The 24,985-nt window shown below is 66.1% G+C and carries 19 protein-coding genes; 2 read left to right on the forward strand and 17 right to left on the reverse strand.

The window, feature by feature from the left end; genetic code table 11:
* Nucleotides 1-15 precede the first annotated feature (15 nt).
* The 4 genes from NQJ30_RS05025 to NQJ30_RS05040 form a co-directional block, all read right to left on the reverse strand.
* Nucleotides 16-897 (reverse strand): hypothetical protein, encoded by an 882-nt coding sequence (locus NQJ30_RS05025; protein ID WP_255768653.1) that lies wholly within the window; start codon nt 895-897, stop codon nt 16-18.
* A complete protein-coding gene (locus NQJ30_RS05030; RefSeq protein WP_255768654.1) occupies nt 890-1,453 on the reverse strand; it encodes an RNA polymerase sigma factor in 564 nt (187 codons plus the stop codon). Before NQJ30_RS05030 ends, NQJ30_RS05025 begins: the two co-directional genes overlap by 8 nt.
* Before the next feature lie 102 nt (nt 1,454-1,555).
* The gene (locus tag NQJ30_RS05035; RefSeq protein ID WP_255768655.1) at nt 1,556-2,263 is read right to left on the reverse strand and encodes a protein tyrosine phosphatase; all 708 of its coding nucleotides are present in this window, start codon (nt 2,261-2,263) and stop codon (nt 1,556-1,558) included.
* A 287-nt stretch (nt 2,264-2,550) separates the two neighbouring features.
* Nucleotides 2,551-3,402: a DMP19 family protein gene (locus tag NQJ30_RS05040; protein WP_255768656.1), complete on the reverse strand. Its 852-nt coding sequence runs from the start codon at nt 3,400-3,402 to the stop codon at nt 2,551-2,553.
* A gap of 192 nt (nt 3,403-3,594) precedes the next feature.
* Here NQJ30_RS05040 and NQJ30_RS05045 point away from each other — a divergent pair, with 192 nt between their 5' ends.
* Complete coding sequence (locus tag NQJ30_RS05045; RefSeq protein ID WP_255768657.1) at nt 3,595-7,065, forward strand: DEAD/DEAH box helicase; 3,471 nt, start codon at nt 3,595-3,597, stop codon at nt 7,063-7,065.
* A gap of 49 nt (nt 7,066-7,114) precedes the next feature.
* On the opposite strand, the gene NQJ30_RS05050 is transcribed toward NQJ30_RS05045, so the two are convergent.
* The 3 genes from NQJ30_RS05050 to gdhA form a co-directional block, all read right to left on the reverse strand.
* The gene (locus NQJ30_RS05050) at nt 7,115-7,672 is read right to left on the reverse strand and encodes an HNH endonuclease family protein (protein WP_308215148.1); all 558 of its coding nucleotides are present in this window, start codon (nt 7,670-7,672) and stop codon (nt 7,115-7,117) included.
* A 459-nt stretch (nt 7,673-8,131) separates the two neighbouring features.
* Nucleotides 8,132-9,421, reverse strand: a complete 1,290-nt coding sequence (locus tag NQJ30_RS05055) for an ammonium transporter (protein WP_255768658.1) — start codon at nt 9,419-9,421, stop codon at nt 8,132-8,134.
* A gap of 293 nt (nt 9,422-9,714) precedes the next feature.
* Entirely contained in the window at nt 9,715-11,052 is a 1,338-nt protein-coding gene (gdhA, locus tag NQJ30_RS05060; protein WP_255768660.1) for an NADP-specific glutamate dehydrogenase, read from the reverse strand.
* Nucleotides 11,053-11,257: 205 nt separating this feature from the next.
* Between gdhA and NQJ30_RS05065 the strand changes: the two genes are divergently transcribed.
* Nucleotides 11,258-12,115 (forward strand): prephenate dehydratase, encoded by an 858-nt coding sequence (locus NQJ30_RS05065; protein WP_255768661.1) that lies wholly within the window; start codon nt 11,258-11,260, stop codon nt 12,113-12,115.
* A gap of 75 nt (nt 12,116-12,190) precedes the next feature.
* On the opposite strand, the gene betT is transcribed toward NQJ30_RS05065, so the two are convergent.
* The 10 genes from betT to NQJ30_RS05115 all read right to left on the reverse strand — a co-directional run bounded on the left by betT (nt 12,191) and on the right by NQJ30_RS05115 (nt 24,894).
* A complete protein-coding gene (gene betT / locus NQJ30_RS05070; protein ID WP_255768662.1) occupies nt 12,191-14,449 on the reverse strand; it encodes a choline BCCT transporter BetT in 2,259 nt (752 codons plus the stop codon).
* 109 nt (nt 14,450-14,558) lie between these two features.
* Complete coding sequence (locus NQJ30_RS05075) at nt 14,559-16,451, reverse strand: FAD-binding monooxygenase (RefSeq protein WP_255768663.1); 1,893 nt, start codon at nt 16,449-16,451, stop codon at nt 14,559-14,561.
* Between the two features lie 174 nt (nt 16,452-16,625).
* Entirely contained in the window at nt 16,626-16,997 is a 372-nt protein-coding gene (locus NQJ30_RS05080; protein WP_255768769.1) for a hypothetical protein, read from the reverse strand.
* Between the two features lie 160 nt (nt 16,998-17,157).
* Nucleotides 17,158-17,583 (reverse strand): heat shock protein transcriptional repressor HspR, encoded by a 426-nt coding sequence (locus NQJ30_RS05085; protein ID WP_255768664.1) that lies wholly within the window; start codon nt 17,581-17,583, stop codon nt 17,158-17,160.
* A 12-nt stretch (nt 17,584-17,595) separates the two neighbouring features.
* Complete coding sequence (locus NQJ30_RS05090; protein ID WP_255768665.1) at nt 17,596-18,567, reverse strand: DnaJ C-terminal domain-containing protein; 972 nt, start codon at nt 18,565-18,567, stop codon at nt 17,596-17,598.
* Nucleotides 18,568-18,734: 167 nt separating this feature from the next.
* Nucleotides 18,735-19,403 (reverse strand): nucleotide exchange factor GrpE, encoded by a 669-nt coding sequence (locus NQJ30_RS05095; RefSeq protein WP_255768666.1) that lies wholly within the window; start codon nt 19,401-19,403, stop codon nt 18,735-18,737.
* A 2-nt stretch (nt 19,404-19,405) separates the two neighbouring features.
* Nucleotides 19,406-21,286 carry a molecular chaperone DnaK gene (gene dnaK, locus NQJ30_RS05100; RefSeq protein WP_255768667.1) on the reverse strand — a complete coding sequence of 627 codons (1,881 nt, stop codon included), beginning with the start codon at nt 21,284-21,286 and terminating at the stop codon, nt 19,406-19,408.
* A 248-nt stretch (nt 21,287-21,534) separates the two neighbouring features.
* Entirely contained in the window at nt 21,535-21,843 is a 309-nt protein-coding gene (locus NQJ30_RS05105) for a hypothetical protein (RefSeq protein ID WP_255768669.1), read from the reverse strand.
* Between the two features lie 103 nt (nt 21,844-21,946).
* Complete coding sequence (locus tag NQJ30_RS05110) at nt 21,947-22,408, reverse strand: hypothetical protein (protein WP_255768670.1); 462 nt, start codon at nt 22,406-22,408, stop codon at nt 21,947-21,949.
* Nucleotides 22,405-24,894, reverse strand: coding sequence for a molybdopterin oxidoreductase family protein (locus NQJ30_RS05115; protein ID WP_255768671.1), 2,490 nt, complete (start codon nt 24,892-24,894; stop codon nt 22,405-22,407). The genes NQJ30_RS05110 and NQJ30_RS05115 overlap by 4 nt, the downstream gene beginning before the upstream one ends.
* Nucleotides 24,895-24,985 lie beyond the last annotated feature (91 nt).

Below are 24,985 nucleotides of genomic sequence, written 5' to 3' on the forward strand. Positions count from 1 at the left end.
GGTTACGAGTTCCGGTTACGGCCGGACCACCGGCAACTGGACTGGAGGGGTCGGCGGAAGGGGCAGCGCTGGGGGCTGTCCCTCGCCGTTCGGCAGCCGGTCCGGCACGCCGGGCAGGCTGGGCGTGAGGTTTTCCGGGACTGGGAGGTCCTGGAGGGGCGCGGCCGGGACGTGGGACGGCTGGCCCGGAGCGTGTTGCGGGGCCTGGCCGGGTTTCGATTCAGGAGCGGCCGGAGCCTGCTGCGTGACGGGTGGTGATGCGGGCACTGTGGCAGGAGAGACTGGCTGCGCCGGCAGCGGAGCCGGCGTTGCCGGCTTTGCCGGCTGTGCGGGATTTGACGCGCCGCTAACGGTGCCCACGAAGGAACTGACGGCCTTGTTTACCTGGCCGAGGGAATCGCGGAGGCCCTGGTCCGACGCCACCGCGACCGCGCCGCCGGCCGCCAGCGACACGGCCACTGACAAGGTGGTGAGGGTGATTCGGCGCTTCGCACGACGGCGGGCTGCGAGTTCGTCGGTTGCGGTCTGAGTTGCGGCCTCCGGCGTGGCATCCGGCGTCCGGGGCGCAGTCGACGTTGGCGTCCCAGCCGGCGTCGGGGTGGCAGCCATCATCAGGGTGGGTGCAGGCGCCGGGGTCGGCGCCGGGGCCGGGTTCTCAGGGCTGTCCGCAAGCTGGGCGAGCCGCTCTGTTTGGGGGGCGGCCTCGGGGACGGCGGCGAGGTGGCGGGTAGGCGGGGCCATCAACGCGGCCACCGCGGCAGATGCCTCAGGCTGGCCGCCGGCCAGGTCGCGCAGGTCCTGCAGGGCGGAAAGGAGCACGGCGTCGTCGTCGAACCCCGCGTCACGGAGCAGCCTGTCGACGGTCCCGTCGCTGCTGGAGCCTGCGATGTCACTCATGATCTGCCTGGTTCCTTCTAAGGGTCTGGTCCTTGAGGTTTTGCAACGCCCTGCGTTGGAGCTGTTTGATGGCGCCCTGGGATTTGCCCATGATGCTGGCCACCTGTTCGATGGACAGGTCGGCCACGACCCGCAGGGCCAGGACTTCCCGGTGGTCGTTAGGCAGGCCCTCCAGCATTCCGGCCGCACCGCCGGCGTGGCCGAGGGCGTGGTCCTCTGCCGACGCCGTGCTGCGCGCGTCCTGCAGGGGATCGTACGGGGTGAAGGCCGGGCTGCGTTCAACGCGCCGGTAGTGGTCCACCATCCGGGCGTGGGCGATCGAAAACACCAAGGATTTGGCGCCCTGCAGCCCGCCGGTCAGCTCGCCGATTTTGGGGAAGAACGCCAGGAAGACGTCCTGGGTGACAGCCTCGGGATCGTCGACGCCGCGGGCCCTGAGGTAACCCAGGACAGCGCCGGAAAAGGTGCGGTAGACGACGCCGAAGAGCACGGCCGGATCAGCGCCGGCAGTGTCTGCAAATATGTCGATGTCTTCTTCGGCCAAAGTGTCTGGCACCAGTGGCTCCTTCGTCCCGGGCGACAGCTTCATCCCGGCATTCTGGACTGCGGGCGGCCCTAACCGGCCGTTTTCCCGCAGTCCAGCCTAGCCGGGAGGGTCCTAGCGGGCCGAAACGGCGGGGACGTCCACGTCGTGGCCGGGCACGGCGGCAACTGCGGGCACAGCCGGAACAGCGGGGACGACGGACTGCCCGTTGGCGCCCGGCACTGCCGGAACAGCGGGAACCGCGGGAACAGCCGGCAGCTCGGGGCGCTCGGCCTTGACGGTGGCGGATCCTTCTGCGGTGGCCTTGGTCTCAGCGGCGGCATAGCCCTTGGCGACCACGTCGGTGCAGAAGGCCTTCACGTTGCCCTCACCCTTGGCGGCGATGACCAGCGAGGAGAAGCCTTCGGAGGACGCGTTGAGTCCGCCGTTCGTGAAGGCGGTGCAGAGGCCGAATGCTGCGGCGCCGGCAGCGTCCACGGCGGTGCCGGCAGCGGCGGAGACGTTGGCCTCGGCAGCAAGCTTGTCTTTGGATACGGCAGCGTTGCCGGCGGCTGCGCCGTCAGCCGTCACTGCGGCGTCGCCCGTGGCGTTGGCCGAAGCCTTGTCTGCAGCCTTGTCGGCGGTGTTCTTGAGTGCACTATCCGTAGCGTCAGCGGCCAGCTTCGGTGCCGGAGCGCCGAGCAGTTCGTGGGCGGTCTGCTGGGCTCCGGTCGGGAGGGCGCCGGAAACAGCGGCGACGCCGGTTCCGCCGACGGCCAGGGTGCCTGCGGCGAGGACTCCGGCTGCGACTTTGCTGGTGGCGAGAACAGTGAAGAACGACATAAGACACTCCAAAACTAGGGAACGATTCAGATCCGGCTCCGTGGGGAACCCATCACGCCCTACATCGCTGGCCGGCCGGGGAAAGTTACGGCGCTGCGGGAATTTCTTTTAAAGCGCCCGCCGTCGGGAACGCCCAAACGCAACAGGGCCGCCGGAACGTTCCGGCGGCCCTGCACTCCTTCGGCGATTGCGGCGATCTGGGCGAACCGGGCGAACCGGCTCCCCGGGGAACTCCGCCCGCCGAACCCGGCCCGCACAAGCCCGCCGCGCGCGTCAGATGAGGTGCGCTACGCCTCGATCATCTCGTCGTCGTCCACTTCCTCGAACTCGACGGCGGCCACGATCTCCTGCGTCTCCGGGTTGATCATGAAGGCCTCGTCCTCTTCCTCAACCATGAGGAAATCGCCGTGGTCCGTGCTGAAGTGCCAGGCCAGCGTCTTCTCGCCGTTGTGGACGTAGTTGGGGTCACCCATGGTGATCTTCTCGAGTTCGTAACCGGCAACATCGCACAGTTCGCGGATGATGACTTCAAAATCCGGCGCGTTGTCCAGGGCTTCCTCGTCGGCCCGGGCCTGGCGCTCTTCGAGGTCGGGCAAGAGCGCAACCTGGCGTTCGATGTAGGCGCTGAGCTCTTCGTCATCGAGCACCAGCAGGTTTTCCTGGGCCAGGAGCCAGGCGGCGTTGAGGGCCGTGATGTTCTCAGTTTCGAACAGTTCCTCGAACTCGCCGTCGAGTTCCTCCATGGTCCGCACGGCGTCGTTGGACTCTTCCTCGGTGTCCAGGTCGCCGTCAAGGTAGCGTTCCTCGTCCTCCTCGGACAAGGCATCGAACGCCGTCACGGTCCGGTTGAAAAGCTCCAGGTGCGCCGTTGCGCCGATGCTCTCCAGGCCCTCGCGGATCAGCGGATCGACTTCGTCACGGTCGGCGGTGAAGACGTACTGGGCGAAGCCGCCCTCCAGGGACTGCGTGACGTAGAAGTCCACGTAGTAGCTGCGCAGGGCCACGGGTGAGATCTCGCCGGAGTCGAGCAGGCTCCCGTACATGGCGTTCACCACGTGAACGTTGGCATCGACAACCTCCTCACTCCCGGCTTCGATGCTGGCCTTGGTCAGGACGACAGGGTTCTGGCTCGTGGTCATGGGATTCCTTACTGCTGCTGAAACCGGTTGATGCTCGGGACACTTTCACGCTACGTGGGCCCGGACAGCGGTTGGTTGAGGCGGAAGTGAACGTCAGGCGAAGTTTCAGGCCCCTGCCGGGCGAACTAAGATGAATCAGATAACCATCGATCGGCCCCGGCCACGCCGCGGGCACTGAAAGTAGCGCGCACCATGCCATCCCAACCGGACGAGAGTGCGGCACTGGCAATACAGACTCCCGCCATCAACGACCGCTCCCTCGCGGCCGGCCTGGCCTATGCCATGGGGAGCCGCGTTTCCGGCATATCGTTCGACGCCACCACCGGCCTCATGCTGGGCAAGGTCCGGGGCGGCGCGGACGTGCCCTACTCCACCACGGCCAAGCTGGTCCGGAAAACAGGCGGCTGGAGCTGCACGGTGGGCGTGTGCAGCTGCCCCGTCCGCAAGGACTGCAAGCATGTGGCGGCGTTGCTGTTCGCTGCCGAGGACAATCCCGCCATCCGCGTCCAGCTGCTCGCCCCCGCCGAGGTCTCCCGGCTGTCCCGCCAGCCCGCCAGCCTGGACCTGGCCGACTGGGAACAGGCCCTGAGCCCGCTGATTTCGCAGCCCGGCATCACCCCGTCCAGCAACGGCATCCCGCTGGCCCTCCAGTTCGAGATCGAGGAACCCACCCCGCACTTCTCCTACACAGGCCGCCGCGACCCCCTGCGCAGCGTGCGCCAGCTCAAGGCCCGGCCCGTGATCATGGGCGCCAAGGGCAAATGGATCCGCGGCGACGTCTCCTGGAACACCCTGAGTTACCTGAACTTCCGGCGGGAATGCAACGAAGCGCACATCGAGTGGATGCAGACCTTCCTCGCCGCGCACACCGCCGCCGCCAACCGGGTCCACAGCTCCTCCGCGCTCTGGCTGGGCCTGAACACCTTCGCCGGGAAGAACATGTGGAGCCTGCTCGCCGATGCCAAAAAGATCGGCCTCGCCCTCGTCCACAGCCGCGGCACCGAACCGGTCCGGCTCGCGGAGTCTCCCGCCGCCGTCGGGCTTAATTTGAGCCGCTACGGCACGCCTGCCGCTGCAGCCGCGGGGCAGTCACCCGATAAAACAGCCGACGACGGCGGGCTGGAGCTCGCGCCCACCATCACCGTGGAGGGGGAAGAGGTTGATCCGGCGACCGTGGGCACCATCGGCCGCCCGGCGCACGGCATCTTCCTGACGACGGGCGGCGAGGCGCTGCCGGGGGTGGCTGCGGACAACGTGATCACGCTGGCCCCGCTCGAGAGTGGCCTCAGCGAGGAGTTGCTGTCGTTCGTGACCGCCGGCAGCACCCTGCACATCCCGGCCCGGGACGAAACCCGCTTCCTTACCGGCTTCTATCCGAAGCTCAAGCAGACGGCCCGGGTCACGGCGAAGGACGAGTCCGTGGAACTGCCCGCGCTGGCCGTCCCCACACTCTCGCTGCTGGCCAACTACGGCGCGGACCACCGGGTGCGGCTGCACTGGGAATGGCACTACAAGTCCGGCACGCTGGTCACCGCCCAGCCGCTCTGGCGGCACCCGGGCGACCATGGCTACCGCGACGACACCGCAGAAGCACGGATCCTGGAGGGCATCGGCCAGCCGTGGAACGTGGTCGCGGCCCTGGGCGAATCCGCCACCGGCGGCTGGGGCACGCCGCGGCTCTCGGCGTCCGCGGAACTGAGCGGCCTGGACACGCTGGCGTTCACCGAGGAAGTCCTGCCCCTGCTTCGGCAGGCGCCGGACGTTTCCGTGGACACCGCGGGTGACATCGCAGACTACCGCGAGGCTGAGGAAGCGCCCGTGGTGTCCATTTCCACCAAGGCCACCGAGCAGCGGGACTGGTTTGACCTTGGCATCCAGATTTCCCTGGAGGGCCAGCCGGTGTCCTTCGCCGCCGTGTTCTCCGCGCTCGCCGCCGGCCAGACCAAGATGCTCCTGCCCAGCGGCGCCTACTTCTCCCTGGACCTGCCGGAGCTCCACCAGCTGCGGGCCCTGATCGAGGAGGCCCGCTCGCTGCAGGACAACAAGGACGCGCCGCTGCAGATCAGCCGCTTCCAGGCCGGGCTCTGGGACGAACTGGCGCAGCTGGGCATCGTGGACGAGCAGGCCGCCGCGTGGCGCTCCGCGGTGGGCGGCCTGCTCGAGGGCGGGATCGACGGACTGCCACTGCCTGCCTCGTTGAACGCCGAGCTGCGGCCCTACCAGCTTGAGGGTTTCAACTGGCTCAGCTTCCTCTTTAAGCACAGCCTGGGCGGGGTCCTCGCGGATGACATGGGCCTGGGCAAGACCGTGCAGGCCCTCGCGCTGATGTGCGCGGCGAAGGAGCAGGCCGCGGAGCTGGCGGCTGCCGGCACCGCGCCGGACGCTTCAGCGCCCGACGGCGGGACTCCAGGGCACGGCGGCGGCACTCCCTTTTTGGTGGTGGCCCCCACCAGCGTCGTGGGCAACTGGGCGGCCGAAGCCGCGCGCTTCGCCCCTGGCCTGACCGTCCGCACCGTCAGCGAAACCTTTGCGAAGAACGGCCAGGACCCCGCCGTCGAACTGGGCGGCGCGGACATCGTCATCACCTCCTACGCCCTGTTCCGGATCGACTACGAGTCCTACGCCTCCAAAACCTGGGCCGGCCTGGTGCTGGACGAAGCCCAGTTCGTCAAGAACCACCAGTCCAAGGCCTACCAGTGCGCCCGCAAACTCCCTGCGGCGTTCAAGCTGGCCATCACCGGCACGCCCCTGGAGAACAACCTCATGGAGTTCTGGGCACTGACCTCCATCGTGGCACCGGGCCTCTTCTCAAGCCCGAAGCGGTTTGCCGAGTATTACCAAAAGCCGGTCGAAAAGAACGGCGACAAGGGGCAGCTGGAGAAGCTCCGCCGTCGGGTCCGTCCGCTGATGATGCGGCGCACCAAGGACCAGGTGATCAAGGACTTGCCGCCCAAGCAGGAACAGATCCTGGAAGTGGTGCTGAACCCGCGCCACCAGAAGGTCTACCAGACGCACCTGCAGCGGGAGCGGCAGAAGATCCTGGGCCTGATCGAGGACGTGAACAAGAACAGGTTCACCATTTTCCAGTCGCTCACCCTGCTGCGGCAGCTCAGCCTGGACGCGTCCCTGGTGGATCCGTCACTTACTGGTGTCCGTTCGTCGAAGCTGGACGTGCTGTTCGAGCAGCTGGAGGACCTGGTGTCCGAGGGTCACCGTGCCCTGATTTTCAGCCAGTTCACCGGCTTCCTGGGCAAGGTACGCGCCCGGCTGGATGAGGAGAACGTCGAGTATTGCTATCTCGACGGCGGCACCCGGAACCGTGCCGACGTCGTGAATGAATTCAAGAACGGCAGCGCGCCGGTGTTCCTGATCTCGCTCAAGGCCGGCGGCTTCGGCCTGAACCTGACCGAGGCCGACTACGTTTTCCTGTTGGATCCCTGGTGGAACCCCGCGTCCGAGGCGCAGGCTGTGGACCGGACCCACCGGATCGGGCAGGCGCGGAACGTGATGGTGTACCGGCTCGTGGCCAAGGACACCATCGAGGAGAAGGTCATGGCGCTGAAGGCCCGGAAGTCGCAGTTGTTTGCGGACGTCATGGAAGGCGATGCCCTCTCCGGCGGCGCCATCACGGCGGAGGATCTGGCGGGTCTGTTCAAGGACTGAGCCTGGGCGCTGCCGCTGTGGAGTCCGTGAATTGCCTGCCGCCGGCGGGTTAGGCGCATCCAGCCAGAATGCCGGCGATCGCGTCATGCTCGGCCGGGGTTGCCCACAGTTGGTACTTGGCTTTGACCGCGGTCTGGCGGGCAACGTATTCGCAGCGGAACGCCTTGTTTGGCGGAAGCCAGGTGGCCGCGTCCTTGTCGCCCTTGGCCCCGTTGGTGGGCCCGTCGGCAGCCATGAGGTTCAGGGGATCGTTGGCCAGTTCCTTCCGCTGATCGGCGCTGAGCTGCTGGGCGCCCTTCTGCCAGGCGTCGCTGAGTGCTACCAGGTGATCAATCTGGACAGCGGAGCTGGTGGCGTTGCCGCGGACAAAGCTGATGGTGGTCCCGGTGTATTTGTCGGCCAGAGTTCCCGTGGCAACCACGCAGTCCTTTGTGCCGGGCTTGAACGTCTCCCCCTCGAGGTCCCTGGCGAGGATGTCATTGCGGGTATCGCAGCCGTTCCGGTCGACGTCCGCCCAGGCGGGGCCGAATTCCTCGCGGGTGTAGCCCGTCTTGGGTGCGCGTCCCTTGACCGGGATCGTGTCCAGCTGCGCGAGGGCCGTAGCCACGTCGGCCGGCGTTACAGACTGGCTGGCGGAGCTGCCCGGCTCTCTGGCACCTTCGGCCATCCTGGTGGCGGCCTGGGCTGCGGCATCGCACCCGGCGAGGGTGCCTGCAACAAGCAGGGAAAGGAACAGGGTGAAGCCCTTGGTGGCGGCGGAGCGGTTGATCGGAACGTCCTTCGGGAGTGCGGCGGCAGTTGTTCGGTGGCGGTGAACAGGCTACTAGCGCCAGCCGTCCCGGGCTGACAGGCTGGCGGGTGGAGTCGGTCACGCCCCGCATGCCGGAGCCACCGGATCCCTGTGCGGGCCGGGCACTTCTCACGACAACGGGCCGAACCGCGGAACTATAAGCCAGCGATCGCCGGCACCGGTCCGCAGTTCGGCCCACGGCCGGACTCGTCAACTATTTATTTTTGGGCACCTGCTGCTGCCGATGTGGCCGGTTTCAACTTCTGCCGGCTGGTATCAGGCGCGGAGCGGCGAACCCAACTGCACGGGGTCCTCGTCAGTCAGGTAGGCCAGCTCCGAGTGGGCGGCGAGGTCGATGCCGCGGAGCTCGTCTTCCGGCTTGATGCGCAGGCCTACTGCACGGTCCAGGATCTTCGCCAGGATCCAAGTCACCCCAAATGAGTACGCCAGAACCGAGACGGTGGCGATTGCCTGGATCCCCAGTTGTTCGAGGCCGCCGCCGTAGAAGAGGCCGTTCACCCCGTTGGGAGCCTTGTCGGTTGCGAAGAGGCCGATCAGCAGGGTGCCGATGATGCCGCCTACCAGGTGGACGCCCACCACGTCGAGTGAGTCGTCGTACCCCAGGCGGAACTTCCATTCGATGGCGAGGGAACAGACTGCGCCGGCAATCGCCCCAATGGCCAGTGCGCCGAGCGGGCTGACGGCACCGCAGGCAGGAGTGATCGCTACCAGCGCGGCGATCAGGCCGGATGCCGCGCCCATGCTGGTGGCGGCGCCGTGGCGGAGCCGCTCCACCAAGGCCCAGGCAAGGAGCCCGGCAGAAGCCGCCACTGCCGTATTCAGGAAGACCACGGACGCGGACTGGCCGGCGGAGAGGGCCGAACCGGCGTTGAACCCGAACCAGCCAATCCACAGCAGGCCGGCACCAATGAGGACCAGTGGCCGGCTGTGGGGTTTGGTGTGCTCCATCTTCGGCCAGCCGGAGCTCTTGCCCAGGACCAGGGCCAGTGCCAGTGCGGCCGCGCCGGCATTCATGTGCACAGCGGTGCCGCCGGCGAAGTCGATGGCCTTGATGCCATTGGCGATCCAGCCGCCGGTGACGCTCCCGTCCGCCGACGAGAAGGCAAACACCCAGTGCGCGATCGGGAAATAGACGATGGTCGCCCAGATGCCCGCGAAGAGCATCCACGCACCAAACTTCATCCGCCCGGCCGCAGCTCCCGCGACCAGGGCCGTGGTGACGCAGGCAAAGAACAGCTGGAACGCGGCGAACAGGATCCCCGGAATGGAGGCCGAGTCATCTTTAGCCAGCAACTGCCCCATTCCCGGGAATTCGGTCACGTCACCAATCAGCCCCAGGCCCCCCACAGAGTTCCCGAAAGCCATTGAGTAGCCGAAGAGCGCCCAGATCACCGCCACCAGGCTCGCGCCGCCGAAGCACATCATCATCATGTTGAGAATGCGACGCGACCCCACCATGCCCCCGTAGAACAGTGCGAGGGCGGGAATCATCATGCAGACCAGCGCGGAGCTGGCCAGAATCCAAGCGACATTTCCCGTGTCCATGGGAAACCCCTTTCGTGATGCGAAGAAAGAACGGACAGTGTCCGTCGAAGCCGCGCCGGGGAGGGACGCGGAGTCAGTACCACGTTCATTGGATGGCAGCCACTGCCGTCTGATTCCAACTTTAGGGCCGCCTTTTCGCCTTAGGTTTCCGGCCGGTAAATTCAACGTTTCAGTCATCCACCCGCGAGTTTCAGAGGTCACTCCAGTTCGTGCGTCGCCACGAAAGCACAGAGGCCACGGACCTTTGTTGGTCCGTGGCCTCTGCGAAAGGAACGTGCTGTTTGGGGGATGCCTTAGATGAGCCCCTGCGCCAGCATGGCGTCCGCAACCTTGACGAAGCCGCCGATGTTGGCGCCGAGCACGTAGTTTCCGGGCTCACCGTATTCGTCCGCGGTGGACGCGCAGCGGTCGTGGATTCCCACCATGATCTCGGTAAGGCGCTGCTCAGTGTGCTCAAACGTCCAGGAGTCGCGGCTTGCGTTCTGCTGCATCTCCAGGGCCGAAGTTGCCACGCCGCCTGCGTTGGCCGCCTTACCGGGGCCGAACAGCACGCCGGCGTCCTGAAAGACCGAAACGGCCTCGCGGGTGGAAGGCATATTGGCGCCCTCACCCACCGCAACCAGGCCGTTGCGCACCAGCCGCGCGGCAGCATCGCCGTCGAGCTCGTTCTGGGTTGCGCACGGGAGGGCAACCGTGGCGTCCACATCCCACACCGAGCCGGCCTCAACGTAGGAGACCCCAGAACGGCGGAGCGCGTAGTCCTTGAGGCGTCCGCGCTCCACTTCCTTGATCTCGCGCACGAGCTCGACGTCGATGCCCGCCTCATCGACGATGTAGCCGGACGAGTCAGAGCAGGCCACCACGATGGCGCCGAGCGTCTGGGCCTTGGCGATGGCGTTAATGGCGACGTTGCCGGAGCCGGACACCACGACGCGCTGGCCGTCGAAGGACGCGCCGCGGGTCTTCAGCATCTCCTGGGTGAAGATGACGGTGCCGTAGCCTGTGGCTTCGGGCCGGACCAGGGAGCCGCCCCAGGAAATTCCCTTGCCCGTGAGGACGCCGGATTCGTAGCGGTTGGTGATGCGCTTGTACTGGCCGAAGAGGTAGCCGATTTCACGTCCGCCGACGCCGATGTCACCGGCGGGCACATCGGTGTACTCGCCGATGTGGCGGTACAGCTCGGTCATGAAGGACTGGCAGAACCGCATGATTTCGGCATTGCTCCGGCCGCGGGGGTCGAAGTCCGAGCCGCCCTTGCCGCCGCCGATGGGCATGCCGGTGAGGGCGTTCTTGAAAATCTGCTCAAAGCCGAGGAACTTGACGATGCCGAGATACACCGACGGGTGGAAGCGCAGGCCGCCCTTGTACGGGCCCAGCGCAGAGTTGAATTCAACCCGGAAACCCCTGTTGATCTGTACACGGCCGGAGTCGTCGGTCCACGGGACGCGGAAGATGATCTGGCGCTCGGGCTCGCACAGGCGCTCCAGGATGGCGGCCTCCAGCAGCTCAGGGTGCCGGTCATGGACGGGGCCGAGGCTTTCGAAAACCTCGGTCACGGCCTGGTGGAATTCTGCCTCGCCAGGGTTTCGCGCCAGTACCGTATTCCGGATGGCTTCAAGCCGCGCGTCCACACTGTCTCCTCAAGTTTGTTAAATGTTCAACATGAAATGATAACAACCGAATGTTCCTGCCCGACTATTTGTGTCCTCCGCCCTAAAATCCCCTCTCCGTTCCTTTCCCCAAGTGGGCAGCGCTGTCCGTCGTTTAGGCGCCCGGAATGGCAGCTGCCGCTACCCCGTTGGGTGCGCGGGCACCTGACGTGAAACCATACGGATCATGGCCCAGAAAATTGCGTACCAGGGTGAACCCGGCGCCAACTCAAATATCGCGTGCATGGACATGTTCCCCGACCTTGAAAGCGTTCCGTGCGCCAGCTTCGAGGACGCCTTCGAGCTGGTCTCAAGCGGTGAGGCCGAGTTGGCCATGATTCCGATTGAGAACTCGATCGCCGGCCGGGTGGCCGATATCCACATCCTGCTCCCCCAGTCGAACCTGCAGATCGTCGGCGAGTTCTTCCTGCCCATCCACTTCGACCTCCTGGGCATCCCGGGCAGCACCATCGAGGGCGCCACCGAAGTGCACAGCCACATCCACGCCCTGGGTCAGTGCCGCCGCCTGATCCGCGATGCCAAGCTCCGGCCCGTCATCGCCGGCGACACCGCTGGCTCCGCCCGTGAGGTCCGTGAATGGAACGATCCCGCCAAACTGTCCCTCGCTCCTCCGCTCGCCGCCCGGATCTACGGCCTGGAAGTGCTGGCGTCGCGCGTCGAGGATGATCCTTCCAACACCACCCGTTTTGTGGTGCTGGCCCGGGAAAAGGAGCTGCCCACCCGGGAGGAGCTGCCGGGTCCGGCGGTGACCAGCTTTGTGTTCCGGGTCCGGAACGTCCCCTCGGCGCTCTACAAAGCGTTGGGCGGGTTCGCCACGAACGGGGTGAACATGACGCGGCTGGAAAGCTACATGGTGGGCGACGAGTTCGCGGCCACCATGTTCATGGTGGACGTTGAGGGCCACCCCGAAGACACGCCGCTGCGGCTGGCCCTGGAGGAGCTGGACTTCTTCACCACCGAAGTCCGCATCCTGGGCGTCTACCCCGCCGCCGACCATCGGATAGCGCAGGCAGCCAACAGCTGACCGCCCGCGCCGCCCACACCGCCCACACGGCCCCCGCGCCCCGGCGCGGCCGTCGCGTGGGCGGCGCCGTAGCCGTTACTCCTTGGCGGATCCGTCCGCGGCGTCACCGATCGCGGGCTCGACCTTGGCGATGGAGCCGGTGGCGGGCGGTACCGGAGGCGTGAGCACCGAGGCGTAATCGTGCTGGGTGGAGTAGGTCAGGAAGCCCAAGTGCGCCTCGTAGCGGTCCAGGACGTCGTCGATGATCTGCTGGTGGGTCACTCCCATCAGGTCATACCCCTCAGAGCCGGTCTGGGCGAACACTTCCACCCGGTAGTAGACGTCGGTTTCGCGGGACATGCGGCCGCCGAACATGGGGACCGGCGCCTCCACGGCCTGGACCTGGTACTGGAAATCGCGATGGTCCGGGATGCTCACCACCAGGCAATGGCTGGAGATGCCGCTTTCCTCGTCGGGAATGATGTCCAGTGTTGCCGGGTAGCCCTGGTTCGTGAATTCGCGGAGCACATCGGCCAGTGCAGGCTGCACAACGCGTTCCATGAACTGGGCCACCTGTTTCTTCGAAGGGTACGAACGCATCCCGGCGAGGCGTTGCCGCCAGGTGCGGTCCGGCACCATTCCGCCGTGCGCCGCCGTCGACTGCCGCCGCAGGACCTGGCCTTCGCGTTCGGCCCGCTCCATGCGCAGTGCCTTTGAGAAGGATGCCATTACCAGCCAGGCGATGATGGTCACCGGCAGCGCAAAGATGAGCGTGGCGTACTCCATGGTGGTCACGCCGCCGGCAACCAGCATGGCGATGGTCAGCAGGGCGGTGAGGACGGCCCAGAAGATGCGGAGCCACTTGGCGCCGTCCTGGGAGGGGTCCGGGATGGAGGAGGAAAAGTTGGACATCACCATGGCGCCGGAGTTGGCGCTCGTCAGGTAGAACAGCAGGCCGGACAGGGTGCCCAGGCCGATGAGGAAGCTGGCGCCGGGGAACATCTCGAGGAGGGCGTACCAGCCCTGTTCCGGGCTGTCCATGGCCAGTTGGGCGAAGGCGGTGTTGCCGCTCAGGACCTCGTGCATGGCGCTGTTGCCGAAGATGCTCACAATCAGGAAGTCGCACAGCACCGGCGCAGTGATGGCGGCAATGACGAACTCGCGCAGCGTCCGGCCGCGTGAGATGCGGGCCAGGAACAGGCCCACGAACGGGCCCCACGCCAGCCAGAAGGCCCAGAAGAAGAGCGTCCAGCTGGCCATCCACTGCGAGCCGCCGTCCTCGTAGGCGAAGGTCTGCAGGGTGCGGTCCGGCAGGGTGAACAAGAACCGGCCAATGTTCTCCACCATCGAGTTCAGTAGGAATGAGGTCTGGCCGGTCACCAGGATGTACAGCAGCATGGCCGCCGAACTCCAGAGGTTCAGTTCGGAAATCCAGCGGATCCCTTTATCAACACCCGACGTGCACGCGGCGATGGTAAGAACGACGGCGACAATCACCAGGGCGATCTGCAGCGCCAGGCCCTGTTCCAGGCCGAACATCAGGGCGAAGCCCACGTTCAGCAGCACCACACCGATACCCATGGACGTGGCAACACCGAAGACGGTTCCCACCAGGGTGACGATGTCGATCGTGTCACCGATCCCGCCGCGGACGCGTTTGCCCAGCAGCGGATACAGGGCGGCACGGATGGACAAGGGCATGCCCCACCGGTAGGCGAAGTAGCCCATGGCCATGCCGAGGAGCGCATACATGGCCCAGCCCGCCACGCCGTAGTGGAACATGGTCCACACCACGGCATCCGCGGCTGCCGCCGGGGTTTGTCCCTGGCCGGAAGGCGGCGAAATGTACTGGCTGATGGGCCCGGTGACGGAGAAGAACAGCATGTCGATGCCCACGCCGGCGGCGAACAGCATGGCCACCCATGTGAAGAGCTTGTATTGGGGCCGCGAGTGGTCGGGGCCGAGCCGGACCGAGCCTTCCTTGGAGAAGGCCACCCACAGGACAAACCCGATCACCACGGTCACGGTGAGGACGTAGAACCAGCCCACGTTCTCCGCGATCCATGCCACCACGGTCTTCATGGTGGACTGGGCACTTGCCGGCACCAGCATCGCCCACACGGAGAAAGCGATGATGATGATCGACGCGATCACGAACACACGCCAGTTGACCTTGGGCTGCGGAGCCTCGATCAGTTCGGCGGGGCCGCGGCTTAGTTCCTGGCGTGAAACCGGCGGGCGGTTCTCGAATTCCGGGCCGTTTCGGCGGCGATCCGTGCCGCCGAGCTGGCTGCGTGGAACCAGCGCTTTCGGTGGTCCATCTGCCGGGCGCCGCGTGTCTTCTTGTTCAGCCATGGAATCTCATGCTAGTACACCTGGCCGGAACGGGACCCGGTCAGGGGTACCCTGCAGACGGCCGTCAGGAGCCCGCTTTCACGGGTTCAAGGCCTCTTCCGGCCTGCTCCTACGCGGGATTAGGGCGGTTGAGGAGCGGCGCGAAGAACGCGGCCAGGTCCGCCGTCGCTGTTAGGGGAAGCACATTTGCTACGTACTGGTCCGGCCGCACCACCACCACAACACCGCCGCGGTGAAGGCCCCGGAGATCAAAGATGCTGTCCTTGGGATCGGTGGCGTAAACCTTCTCATAGTCCGTGAGCCGGAACGGTCCGACGTGCGGCTTGAACACCGCCGGCACAGCACCTATTTCCACCTCGGTATGGTCCTGCTGGTAGACGACCTTGACGTCGAACCAGGCGTCAGGATCAAGGCCCGACGGCGTCGCAGCGAGCGGCGATTCGGCTGAGTTCGCGAGCCACTCGGCGAGGTCCGTGGTGGGTGACGGGGCGCCTGCACCGGCGGCATCCGCGAAGACGTAGATGCGCCAGCGGCCGTCTGCCGTGGCATGGTGGCCCAGGTGCATCGGGTTGGCGTCGCATACCCGCACCACCCGGGCGGACCTGAAGCGTTTGCCGATGGGGAAGCCTTCGGCCAGGTCCTGATGGGCGGGTCCGCCGGTGATGAGGGACGGTGTGTACTGGGTCATGAATCCGGCGGGGAACTCGGCGGTCCTGACGTAGAAGTCCTCCAGCTCGGAGGGGTTCTCAAACTCTTCCGGCTTCTTCGCCATCATGGTGGACCACACTTTGTCGAAGTCGATGAGGTTTTTCGCCACCACCTGGCGCTCGGCCGAATATGTGGCGAGCAGGCTTGCGGGGCTCCGGCCTTCCAGCACGTGTCCGAGCTTCCAGCCCAGGTTGAACCCGTCCTGCAACGAGACGTTCATGCCTTGGCCGGCCTTGGCGCTGTGCGTGTGGCAGGCGTCGCCCGTGATGAACACGCGCGGCGTGCGCGTGCCGCGCTGGTCCGGCAGGACGTCGTCGAACCTGTCTGTCAGGCGGTGGGCAACCTCGTAGACGCTGTGCCAGGCGACGTTCCGGACGTCCAGCGAGTACGGGTGCAGGATGGCGTTCGCGTGGCCGATGATCTGCTCGATGGTGGTGCTGCGCACGGCGCCCTTGTCGTCCGGGTCCACCTCGCCGAGGTCCACATACATGCGGAAGAGGTGGCCGCCCTCGCGCGGGATCAGCAGGATGCTGCCGCCCGAGCCGGACTGGATGGCGCATTTGGTCCGGATATCGGGGAAGTCCGTGACGGCGAGGACATCCATGACGCCCCAGGCGTGATGGGCCTGGTCGCCGGCCATGGTGCAGCCGATCGCAGTGCGCACCTTGCTGCGCGCCCCGTCCGCGCCGACAACGTATTTCGCCCGGACAACACGCTCTTCGCCCTCGTCCGGACCGGCCGCGCGTGCGAGGGTAACAGTCACCGGATAGTCGCCGTCAGCCACTTCCAGGCCGCGGAACTCGTACCCGTAGTCCGGCTTCATCCGCGTTGGGGCATCCGCCATGTATTCGGCGAAGTAATCCAGCACGCGTGCCTGATTAACAATCAGGTGCGGGAACTCGCTGATGCCCATCTCGTCATCAACTGCCCGGGCGGCCCGGACGATCCGGGAGTGGTCCGCGGGGTCCGGCTTCCAGAATGCCATCTCCGTAATGCGGTAGGCCTCGGCGATGATCCGTTCGGCGAAGCCAAAGGCCTGGAAGGTCTCGACGCTCCGGGCCTGGATGCCGTCCGCCTGGCCGATGACGAGCCTTCCTGCACGGCGTTCCACAATGCGCGTGGTGATGCCGGGAAACTGGGACAGCTGGGCCGCGGCGAGCATGCCTGCCGGGCCGGTGCCCACGATCAGCACGTCCACCTGGTCGGGGAGCCCGGCCGGGCGGTCAAGGCCGACGCCGGCGGCAGGCTGGATGCGCGGGTCCCCTGAAACGTAACCGTGGTGATGGAACTGCACGGGCTTCCCTCACTTCGTTGTGTGAATGTACTCGATAGTACGCCGGTCGGCCCGCGATTTCAGGGCCGCAGCTTGGCGTAGGATCCTCGCATTCGATGAGTTTTCGTCCAGATGTTGTGCCCACGCCGCTTCCAAACGGGCATTATTTCGACGAAAACTCCAGGGACGGGCCGGCTACCCCATCGCCGGAACCGCAGTGGTCCCGGAACTGAACTGGCGGCGGGCCCAGCGTGCGAGTTTTTTGCCTTTGCCCTTCCACCAGCTGTCCTCGTCCTTGTCGCTGTGGAGGCGGAAGATGATCGCCACCATCACGAACGTGGACATACCAACGTCCGTCCAGGACCAGGACAGGGCGGCGATGAGGGCACTCATGCCGGTGGCGATAATCGAGGGGATGGCGAGCGTCCGGAAGACGGTGCTGGCTATGTACCGGCGGTGCGATCGCGGCACCGAGAGTGCCCGCACCATGTCAAAACACGCGCAGACCACCACGACGGTCTGCCCGAAGGACAGCAGGATCAGCCCAGCACTGGACCCCGCAAACATAACGACTGAAGAATTAAGCACGTGAAACCCCCAGGGACTCGAACCTGCGCTGTGAGACCAGCAACAGTTACATTCAAGACACCGGGGGCGGACGGGGCACGAGTAGTGAGTACTCTACTTTTCGGCGTGCACGCGTCCGGGGTTCTTGTTTTCGGCGTGCCTACTTGCCCAGGGCCCTGGGCCGCCAGACCACCACTGCCTGCGAGCGGGCGCGCGGGCGCTGGCCGCGTGCCAGGCTCACCACATCGCCCGCTGCACCGGCTGCGAAAATCCTGGAATCCAAGGGATCACGACGGCGGGCCACCTCCTCGGTCAGCTCGCTTACCTTGCGCTGGAGCGCGGCCACCTGGTTCTCTAGTTCGAGGATCCGTTTGATGCCCTCCAGTGAGACGCCCTCGTGGGAGAGCCGCTGGACCTCTCGCAGCATGTTGACGTCCCGCTGCGAGTAGCGGCGCGACTTCCCCGGCGCCCGGCTGGGCGACACAATGCCCAGCCTGTCGTACTGCCGGAGCGTCTGCGGGTGCATATCCGCCAGCTCGGCCGCCACCGAGATCACGAAGATCGGCTGGTCAGCACTGATATTCACGGCTTGCTCCGCTTACAGCCGGGCCTTGGCGGCCAGGCCCTCGCGGACATCGGCGTCGGCCGTGGCCTCGGCAAAGGCCTTCACAGCCGCTTCGGCGTCCTTGTTCAGGTTCTTGGGGACCGCGACGTCGATGGTCACCAGGAGGTCGCCGGTCGCCTTCGACGTTTTCACGCCGCGGCCCTTTACCCGGAGCGTGCGGCCCGACGGCGTGCCGGCCGGAACCCGGACCTTGACCTTCTCGCCGTCGATCGTGGGGACCTCGATGTCGGCACCCAAAGCAGCTTCCGGGAAGGTGACCGGGACGTGGATGCGGAGGTTGTCGCCGTCGCGCGTGTAAAAAGCGTGGGACTGGACCGAGACAGCCACAACCAGGTCCCCGTTGCCTGCCGGAGACGGCTGGCCCTTCCCGCGGACGCGCACTTTCTGCCCGTCCTTGATGCCGGCGGGGACACGGACGTCGATGACTTCGCCGCTCGGTTCGCGCAGGCCGATGGTGGTGCCGCGGATCGAGCCGGCGAACGAGATACTGGTGGACGCGGTGCGGTCAGCGCCCTTTTGGGGTGCGCGCTGGAAGCCGGTCTGGCCGCCGAAGCCGCCGCCGAACAGGTCCGCGAACTCGGGCGGAATGCCGCCCGAAGTACTGAAGCCGCCGGAGTGGCGGCCGGCGTTCCCGGTGAACAGGCCGCCGAACATGTCCTCGAAGCCGCCGTTGCCGCCGGCAGCGCCGCCCGGCGCGAACCTGGCGCCTCCGCCCATGGCCCGGATGGCATCGTACTGCTGGCGCTCGTCCGGATCGGAGAGCACCGAATAAGCCTCGGAGATGTCCTTGAACTTCTTCTCCGAGGCGGCGTTGCCTTCGTTGGTATCCGGGTGGTGCTGGCGGGCAAGTTTCCGGTACGCCTTCTTAATGTCGGCGTCGGAAGCGTCCTTGGCGACGCCAAGGATCGCGTAAAAGTCCTTGTCCACCCAATCCTGGCTAGCCAATGGCGTTTCCTTTCAAAAGTCTTTTAACTGACAGCTCTCCGCGGTATAGGGGCCCCCGCCCCTACGCGTGGTGACTCGGTCCTGTCGGACCAAGCCACCACGCTCCGGCAGGCCCGAAGCCACTCCCGGGGCCCCTATACCGCTGCGAGCTTTGTGGTTATCTCACCTTACGCAGGGACTGCGACGATAACCTGTGCTGCGCGGAGGACGCGGTCGCCTGATTTGTAACCGGAGCGGAGGACCTGGCTGACGGTGTCAACCTCGATGTCCTCGCCCGACTGCTGGATCAGTGCCTCGTGGATGTTCGGATCGAACTCCACGCCGGTCTCGGCGATACGGACCAGGCCGTACGTCTTCAACGTGGTCTCCAGCTTGGTGGCGATGGCCGCGAACGGGCCCTCCGCGAGGTCACCGTGCTGGCGCGCGGCGTCGATGTCGTCCAGGACCGGAAGCAGCGAGTTCAGGACGCCGATGACGGCCATCTCCCCTGCCACGGCCCGGTCGCGTTCAACGCGCTTGCGGTAGTTGACGTACTCGGCCTGGAGGCGAAGGAGATCGTTCTTCAGCTCCGCGGCTTCGGCGTGGGCTGAACCCTGGGCCACCGAATCCTCGGCCGGCACCTCGACGCCGTTGAGGATTTCCTCGGCCTGGGCCAGGGCGTCACCGTCGGAGTCCACCGGCGCCTCACCCTGGGGAGCCTCACCGTGCCCGCCCTCCGGGTGCCGGGCCTGCCCGGTCACCGGGTCAACCTTGCGGTTGTCCCGGATGACCGGTTCCTGCTGGCGTTCTTCACCGGGTGATGCGTTGTGCTCTTCCTCGTTACCGTGGTGCGGCATGGCTACTTCTTCGCTTCGTCTTCGTCGATGATCTCGGCGTCGACGATGTCTTCTTCGCCGGAGGCAGAACCGGTCTTCTCGCCGCCTGCGGCACCTTCAGCACCCGGAGCACCGGTGGCGCCGTCCGGCGAACCGGCCTGGGCGTAGATTGCCTCGCCGAGCTTGGTCTGGGAAGCCTGCAGCTTCTCGAACGCGGTCTTTACGGCGGCGTCATCCGTGCCTTCGAGGGCCTTCTTGAGGGCGTCGACGTCGGCCTGGACCTCGGTCTTGACCTCTTCGGGCAGCTTGTCGGCGTTGTCGGCGATGAGCTTGTCCACGGAGTAAGCGAGCTGTTCGGCCGTGTTGCGGGTGTCGGTGGCCTCGCGGCGGGCCTTGTCCTCGGCTGCGTGCTCCTCGGCGTCCTTGACCATGCGGTCAATGTCTTCCTTGGACAGCGCGGTGCCGCCGGTGATGGTCATGGACTGTTCCTTGCCTGTGCCCTTGTCCTTCGCGGAGACGTGGACGATGCCGTTGGCGTCGATGTCGAAGGTGACCTCGACCTGCGGGACGCCGCGCGGAGCCGGCGCGATGCCGGTCAGCTCGAACGTGCCCAGCGGCTTGTTGTCGCGGGTGAACTCACGCTCGCCCTGGAAGACCTGGATGGCCACGGACGGCTGGTTGTCATCAGCGGTGGTGAAGGTCTCGGACCGCTTCGTGGGGATGGCGGTGTTGCGCTCGATCAGGTGCGTCATGACGCCACCCTTGGTTTCGATGCCGAGGGACAGCGGGGTGACGTCGATCAGCAGGACGTCCTTGCGCTCGCCCTTGAGGACACCGGCCTGGAGCGCGGCGCCGACTGCGACGACCTCATCCGGGTTGACGCCCTTGTTGGGCTCCTTGCCGCCGGCGAGTTCCTTGACCAGGTCGTACACGGCGGGCATACGGGTGGAACCGCCGACGAGGACGATGTGGTCGATCTCGGAAAGCTTGATGCCGGCTTCCTTGATAACGTCGTGGAACGGCTTCTTGGTGCGCTCGAGCAGGTCCTTGGTGAGGTCCTGGAACTTGGCGCGGGTCAGCTGCTCGTCCAGGTGCACCGGGCCATCGGGGGTGACGGAGAGGTACTGCAGGGAGACGTTGGTGCTGGTGGAGGAGGACAGTTCCTTCTTGGCCTGCTCGGATGCTTCACGGAGGCGCTGCAGGGCGATCTTGTCCTTGGACAGGTCAATGCCCTTGACCTTGAGTTGGTTCAGCAGGTAGTCCACGACGCGCTGGTCCCAGTCGTCGCCGCCGAGGCGGTTGTCACCGGCGGTGGCGCGGACCTGGATGGTGGAGAAGTTGTCTTCGTCCTTGCCCACTTCGAGCAGGGAGACGTCGAACGTGCCGCCACCGAGGTCGAAGACCAGGATGAGTTCGTCTTCCTTGCCCTTGTCCAGGCCGTAGGCCAGTGCCGCGGCGGTGGGCTCGTTGACGATGCGCAGGACGTTCATGCCCGCGATTTCGCCGGCTTCCTTGGTGGCCTGGCGTTCGGCGTCGTTGAAGTAGGCCGGAACGGTGATCACAGCGTCGGTGACCTTTTCACCGAGGTAGGACTCGGCGTCGTTCTTCAGCTTCATCAGCACGCGCGCGGAGATTTCCTGCGCGGTGTACTTCTTGTCATCGATCGCGACGGACCAGTCGGTGCCCATGTGGCGCTTGACGGAGGCGATGGTGCGGTCGATGTTGTTGACGGCCTGGCGCTTGGCGATTTCGCCCACCAGGACCTCGCCGGACTTGGAGAACGCAACGACCGACGGCGTGGTGCGGCCACCCTCGGCGTTGGCAATAACGGTGGGCTCGCCACCTTCGAGAACGGAGACGACGGAGTTGGTGGTTCCGAGGTCGATACCTACTGCACGTGACATAAGTTGCTTCCTTCTTTCCTTGGAAACTTGCTGGCGCCCACTCATTGAGCGTTCTGCACTCAACTTTACTCAGGGCATGAAAGATGTCAATCCAAAGTTGAGCGCAGTACGCTCAACTTTGGAGTTTTCGGAGGACACACCACCCCGGCCGCCGCGTGTTTCCGGGGATTTTGGACCACGGGAAGTACGACGGCGGCTGGTGCGTTTCGCTGTAGGAGAACGTTTGGGGGCGTCGCGGCGCCGCCGGCCTACCCGTGGAGCGGTCCGCGCTCCTGGTCGGTGGTGTTTACCTGTCCGTCAGTAAGGCCCTCCCGGATAGCCCCTTCTGCACGGTCCGTTCCGGTGGTCCCGGCCTCACCGTAATCACCGTCGGGGTACTGGGCTTCCTCGGGATCCACTTCGGCGGGGCCCACTACTCCGGCATCGCCGTAGTCGCCCTCTTCGTACTGGCCGCCTTCGCCCTCCAGCCCGGGCGCTGTGCCGGCGCGCCGTGCCTGCTCTTCCCGGGCAGCGTCGCGGGCAACCGGCTCGTCGGCAGGAATGTGATTTTCGCTCATGGTGGCATCTCTTCCTCGAGGTTGCGCGTCCATGCGGGCGCACTTGGAGTTTACCCAGCACAGGCCGGGCTAAACAGGGGCGGCTGCAACTTAGATCCGTTTATCAGCGTGCTGCCACCAAGGCCTGGGGAGCCGCCTGCTTCATCCGCGTCTGCAGCCATTTGAGCTGCCTCGATGTCTCCTTGCCGCACTGCGCCACCACCTCGAGGAGTTCCTCATCGCGCAGGGCGGAAGCGGCCTGCTTAACCATGGTCCAGGTGATGTCCACGAAGCTCGCCAGGAGGTACAGGTCCTGCAGGTCCCGAAGCAAGCCGACGGGTCCGCTCCGGGTTTCGGCAAGGCCCTCGGCGTGCAGGCGTTCCGGTTCGTTGCCGGACTCCTCCTCGCCGTAGCGTTCGACGACGGGCTGCAGCAGCCGCCGATGTCCGTCGCACTGCCCCGCCAGGGTGAGGCACAGGAAGTGGACGTCCGGCTCCTCGCCGTGACCGTCCGCGACCTGGCGAAAGGAGCTTCCCAGGGTCTCTTCGGCCTGGCGCAGCAGCCCCAGGTAGATGGTGAGGTTCATGGCCTGCCTCCAACTGGTGTGATGGCGGATGGGAACTCGGGCGGCGGGGTGGGCTCAATGGCCTCGGACGCCTCGGCTTCCGGACCGCCTCGGGTGGCCGGAACCGCGCCAGTCCCGGTGGGGCGCGACGCCGTCGTGGTCGGTGCCGGTGCTGGTCCTGCACCGGCACCGATCCGCTCAACCCGTACCGCCGCGTTCTTGAACACCGGTTGCTTGGAGACAGGATCCCACTCGGTCAGGGTCAGCTCGTTGGCGGCCGTAGGGTGTTCCCCTGGTGTTCCGCCGGTGTCCCAGTAGCCGTAGTGGAAGGGGGCAAAAACCGTCCCGGGGCGGATGTCGGTGATCCGGACGGGCGCCTCAAGGCGACCCCGCCGGGACGTTACCCGCACCAGGTCGCCTTCGGCAATTCCGAGGGCGGCACTGTCGTCGGCGGCCATTTCGAGCCAGACTTTCGGTGCGGCGGCATCGAGCGGCCGGGAGCGCGCCGTCTTGGTCCGGGTGTGGAAATGGTAGGCGGTCCGCCCGGTGGTGTAACGCAGGGGGTAGTCCTGGTCCGGTTCCTCATGGGGCGGCACGTAGGCGGTGCTGCGCAGGATGGCCCGGCCGGCGGGTGCCATCGCTTTGTACTCGGCGGGCGGTACGGATGCCCCGGTCAGCAGGTCGTGGCCGTAGCTTTCGCAGTAGTCGGGTGCCGTGGGGAACTCGCCGTCGCCGTACAGCCGGACGCAGCCGTTAGGATTCTCGCCGTTGCAGGGCCACGGGATGCCGCTGCCGCCGCGCAGCCTGTCGTAGCTCATCGCAGAGTAGTCACACGGCCGGCCTGCTGAGCATTCCTTCCACGCCTCGAAAGTGTCCTCCGGGCCGGTCCACGGCAGCAGCGGCCCGCCGGACAGGTTCCGGAAGTCCATCCGGCGTGAATAGTCGAGGAAGATGTCCAGGTCGGCCCGGGCTTCACCCGGTGGTTCCACCGCCTTTTCCGAGAGGTGGACGGTGCGGTTGACGTTGGTGAACGTCCCGGCCTTTTCGCCCCACCCCGCGGCAGGAAGGACGACGTCGGCCGCTTGGGCGGTTTCGGTCAGGTACAGATCCTGCACCACCAGGAAGAGCTCGGGCTTGGCGAGGATCTCCCTGATCCTGGGGAGCTGCGGCATGGACACGGCCGGGTTGGTGGCCGAGACCCAGAGGAATTCGATGGACCCCTGCTCCGCGTACCGGAAGATCTGCAGGGCATGCGTGGGCGGCGCCCAGTGGGGAATGATGGCCGGATCGACATCCCAGAGCCGTGCCAGCTCCTTGATGTGGTCCTCGTTTTCCCAATTCCGGAAACCCGGCAGGTCGCCGTCGGCCCCGCACTCCCGATTGTTCTGCGCGGTTGGCTGCCCGTTCATTTGCAGGATGCCGCAGCCGGGGCGGCCCAGCAGGCCGCGGAGCAGGTGCAGGTTGTTCACCTGGCAGGACGCCGCTGTTGCCTGCGAGGACTGGTAGAAACCCTGCAGCACGGTGGACAGCACCCGTCCGGACATGCCGAAGATCCGGGCCGCTTCCCGGATGTCCGCTGCTGCCACGCCGCACGTTTCCGCGGCGGCCTCGGGAGTCCATGGTTCCACTGTTTTCCTGAGCTCTTCCAGGCCCAGCGTGTGGCTGTCCAGGTAGGCCGCATCCTCCCAGCCGTTGTGCAGGATTTCCCGGACCAGGGCATGCATCAGGGCAAGGTTGGTGCCCGGCTTCAGCGCCAGGTGGACGTCGGCATGCCTGGCAACCTCGGTGTCACGGGGATCCACACAGACAATCTTCGGCCGGTCCGGTCCGGCGATCCGGTCCAGGACGCGGGACCACAGGACGGTCTGCGTTTCGGCCATGTTGTGGCCGTAGAGGAAGAGCGCGTCGCAGTGGTCGATATCTTCGTAGGCGCCGGGCTGTCCGTCGGCTCCAAACGACTCCTTGAGCGACGCTGCCGCGGTGGCCGTGCACAGCCTCGTGTTGCCGTCCATGTGGGGCGTGCCGATGCCGGCCTTGCCGATCACCGCCAAGGCGTAGTACTCCTCGAGGAACAGCTGGCCGCTGGTGTAGAAACCGTGACTGAGGGGACCTTTGGCCGTGAGCAGTTCCCGGCTCCGCCCCACAATGCGGTCCATCGCCACCTCCCAGCTGCACTCCACCAGCCGGCCGTTCTCGCGGATCAGCGGACGGGTGAGCCGGTCCTTGTGCGAGACTCCCTGCCAGCTGGCGAAAAGCCCCTTCGGCCCCAGCCGGCCGTGGTTGACCAAGTCGCCTGCCCGGCCGCGGATGCCCACCATAGAGCCGTCCTTGACCGCGATGTCGCAGGCGCAGCCGTTGCTGCACAGGACACAGGCGGACTGCACCCAACGGTCAACGTCCGCTTCCTGTACGCCGCCGTCGAGCGCCTGGTCCACCCGGACGGGCCACAGCCCGCCCCGGGCATAAGGGGTTCGGCTCCCCCAGATCTCAGCTATGCGGTCAGCCACGGCGGCCTCCTGGGTTCTTACGGCGGCGGAAGACTTCCTGCTGCTCAGGCTAGACCCGGATGATGCCAAACAAAAGGGCAGTAGGCTTACT

This window comes from Pseudarthrobacter sulfonivorans (assembly GCF_024391045.1).
Lineage (GTDB): Bacteria > Actinomycetota > Actinomycetes > Actinomycetales > Micrococcaceae > Arthrobacter > Arthrobacter sulfonivorans_B.

Excerpts from the sequence above, each read along its gene's own strand:
- NQJ30_RS05025 (WP_255768653.1), bottom strand. The coding sequence starts at position 897 with ATGAGTGACATCGCAGGCTCCAGCAGCGACGGGACCGTCGACAGGCTG.
- NQJ30_RS05035 (WP_255768655.1), bottom strand. The coding sequence starts at position 2,263 with ATGTCGTTCTTCACTGTTCTCGCCACCAGCAAAGTCGCAGCCGGAGTC.
- NQJ30_RS05040 (WP_255768656.1), bottom strand. The coding sequence starts at position 3,402 with ATGACCACGAGCCAGAACCCTGTCGTCCTGACCAAGGCCAGCATCGAA.
- NQJ30_RS05045 (WP_255768657.1), top strand. The coding sequence starts at position 3,595 with ATGCCATCCCAACCGGACGAGAGTGCGGCACTGGCAATACAGACTCCC.
- NQJ30_RS05055 (WP_255768658.1), bottom strand. The coding sequence starts at position 9,421 with ATGGACACGGGAAATGTCGCTTGGATTCTGGCCAGCTCCGCGCTGGTC.
- NQJ30_RS05065 (WP_255768661.1), top strand. The coding sequence starts at position 11,258 with ATGGCCCAGAAAATTGCGTACCAGGGTGAACCCGGCGCCAACTCAAAT.
- betT (WP_255768662.1), bottom strand. The coding sequence starts at position 14,449 with ATGGCTGAACAAGAAGACACGCGGCGCCCGGCAGATGGACCACCGAAA.
- NQJ30_RS05080 (WP_255768769.1), bottom strand. The coding sequence starts at position 16,997 with ATGTTTGCGGGGTCCAGTGCTGGGCTGATCCTGCTGTCCTTCGGGCAG.
- NQJ30_RS05095 (WP_255768666.1), bottom strand. The coding sequence starts at position 19,403 with ATGCCGCACCACGGTAACGAGGAAGAGCACAACGCATCACCCGGTGAA.
- dnaK (WP_255768667.1), bottom strand. The coding sequence starts at position 21,286 with ATGTCACGTGCAGTAGGTATCGACCTCGGAACCACCAACTCCGTCGTC.
- NQJ30_RS05105 (WP_255768669.1), bottom strand. The coding sequence starts at position 21,843 with ATGAGCGAAAATCACATTCCTGCCGACGAGCCGGTTGCCCGCGACGCT.
- NQJ30_RS05110 (WP_255768670.1), bottom strand. The coding sequence starts at position 22,408 with ATGAACCTCACCATCTACCTGGGGCTGCTGCGCCAGGCCGAAGAGACC.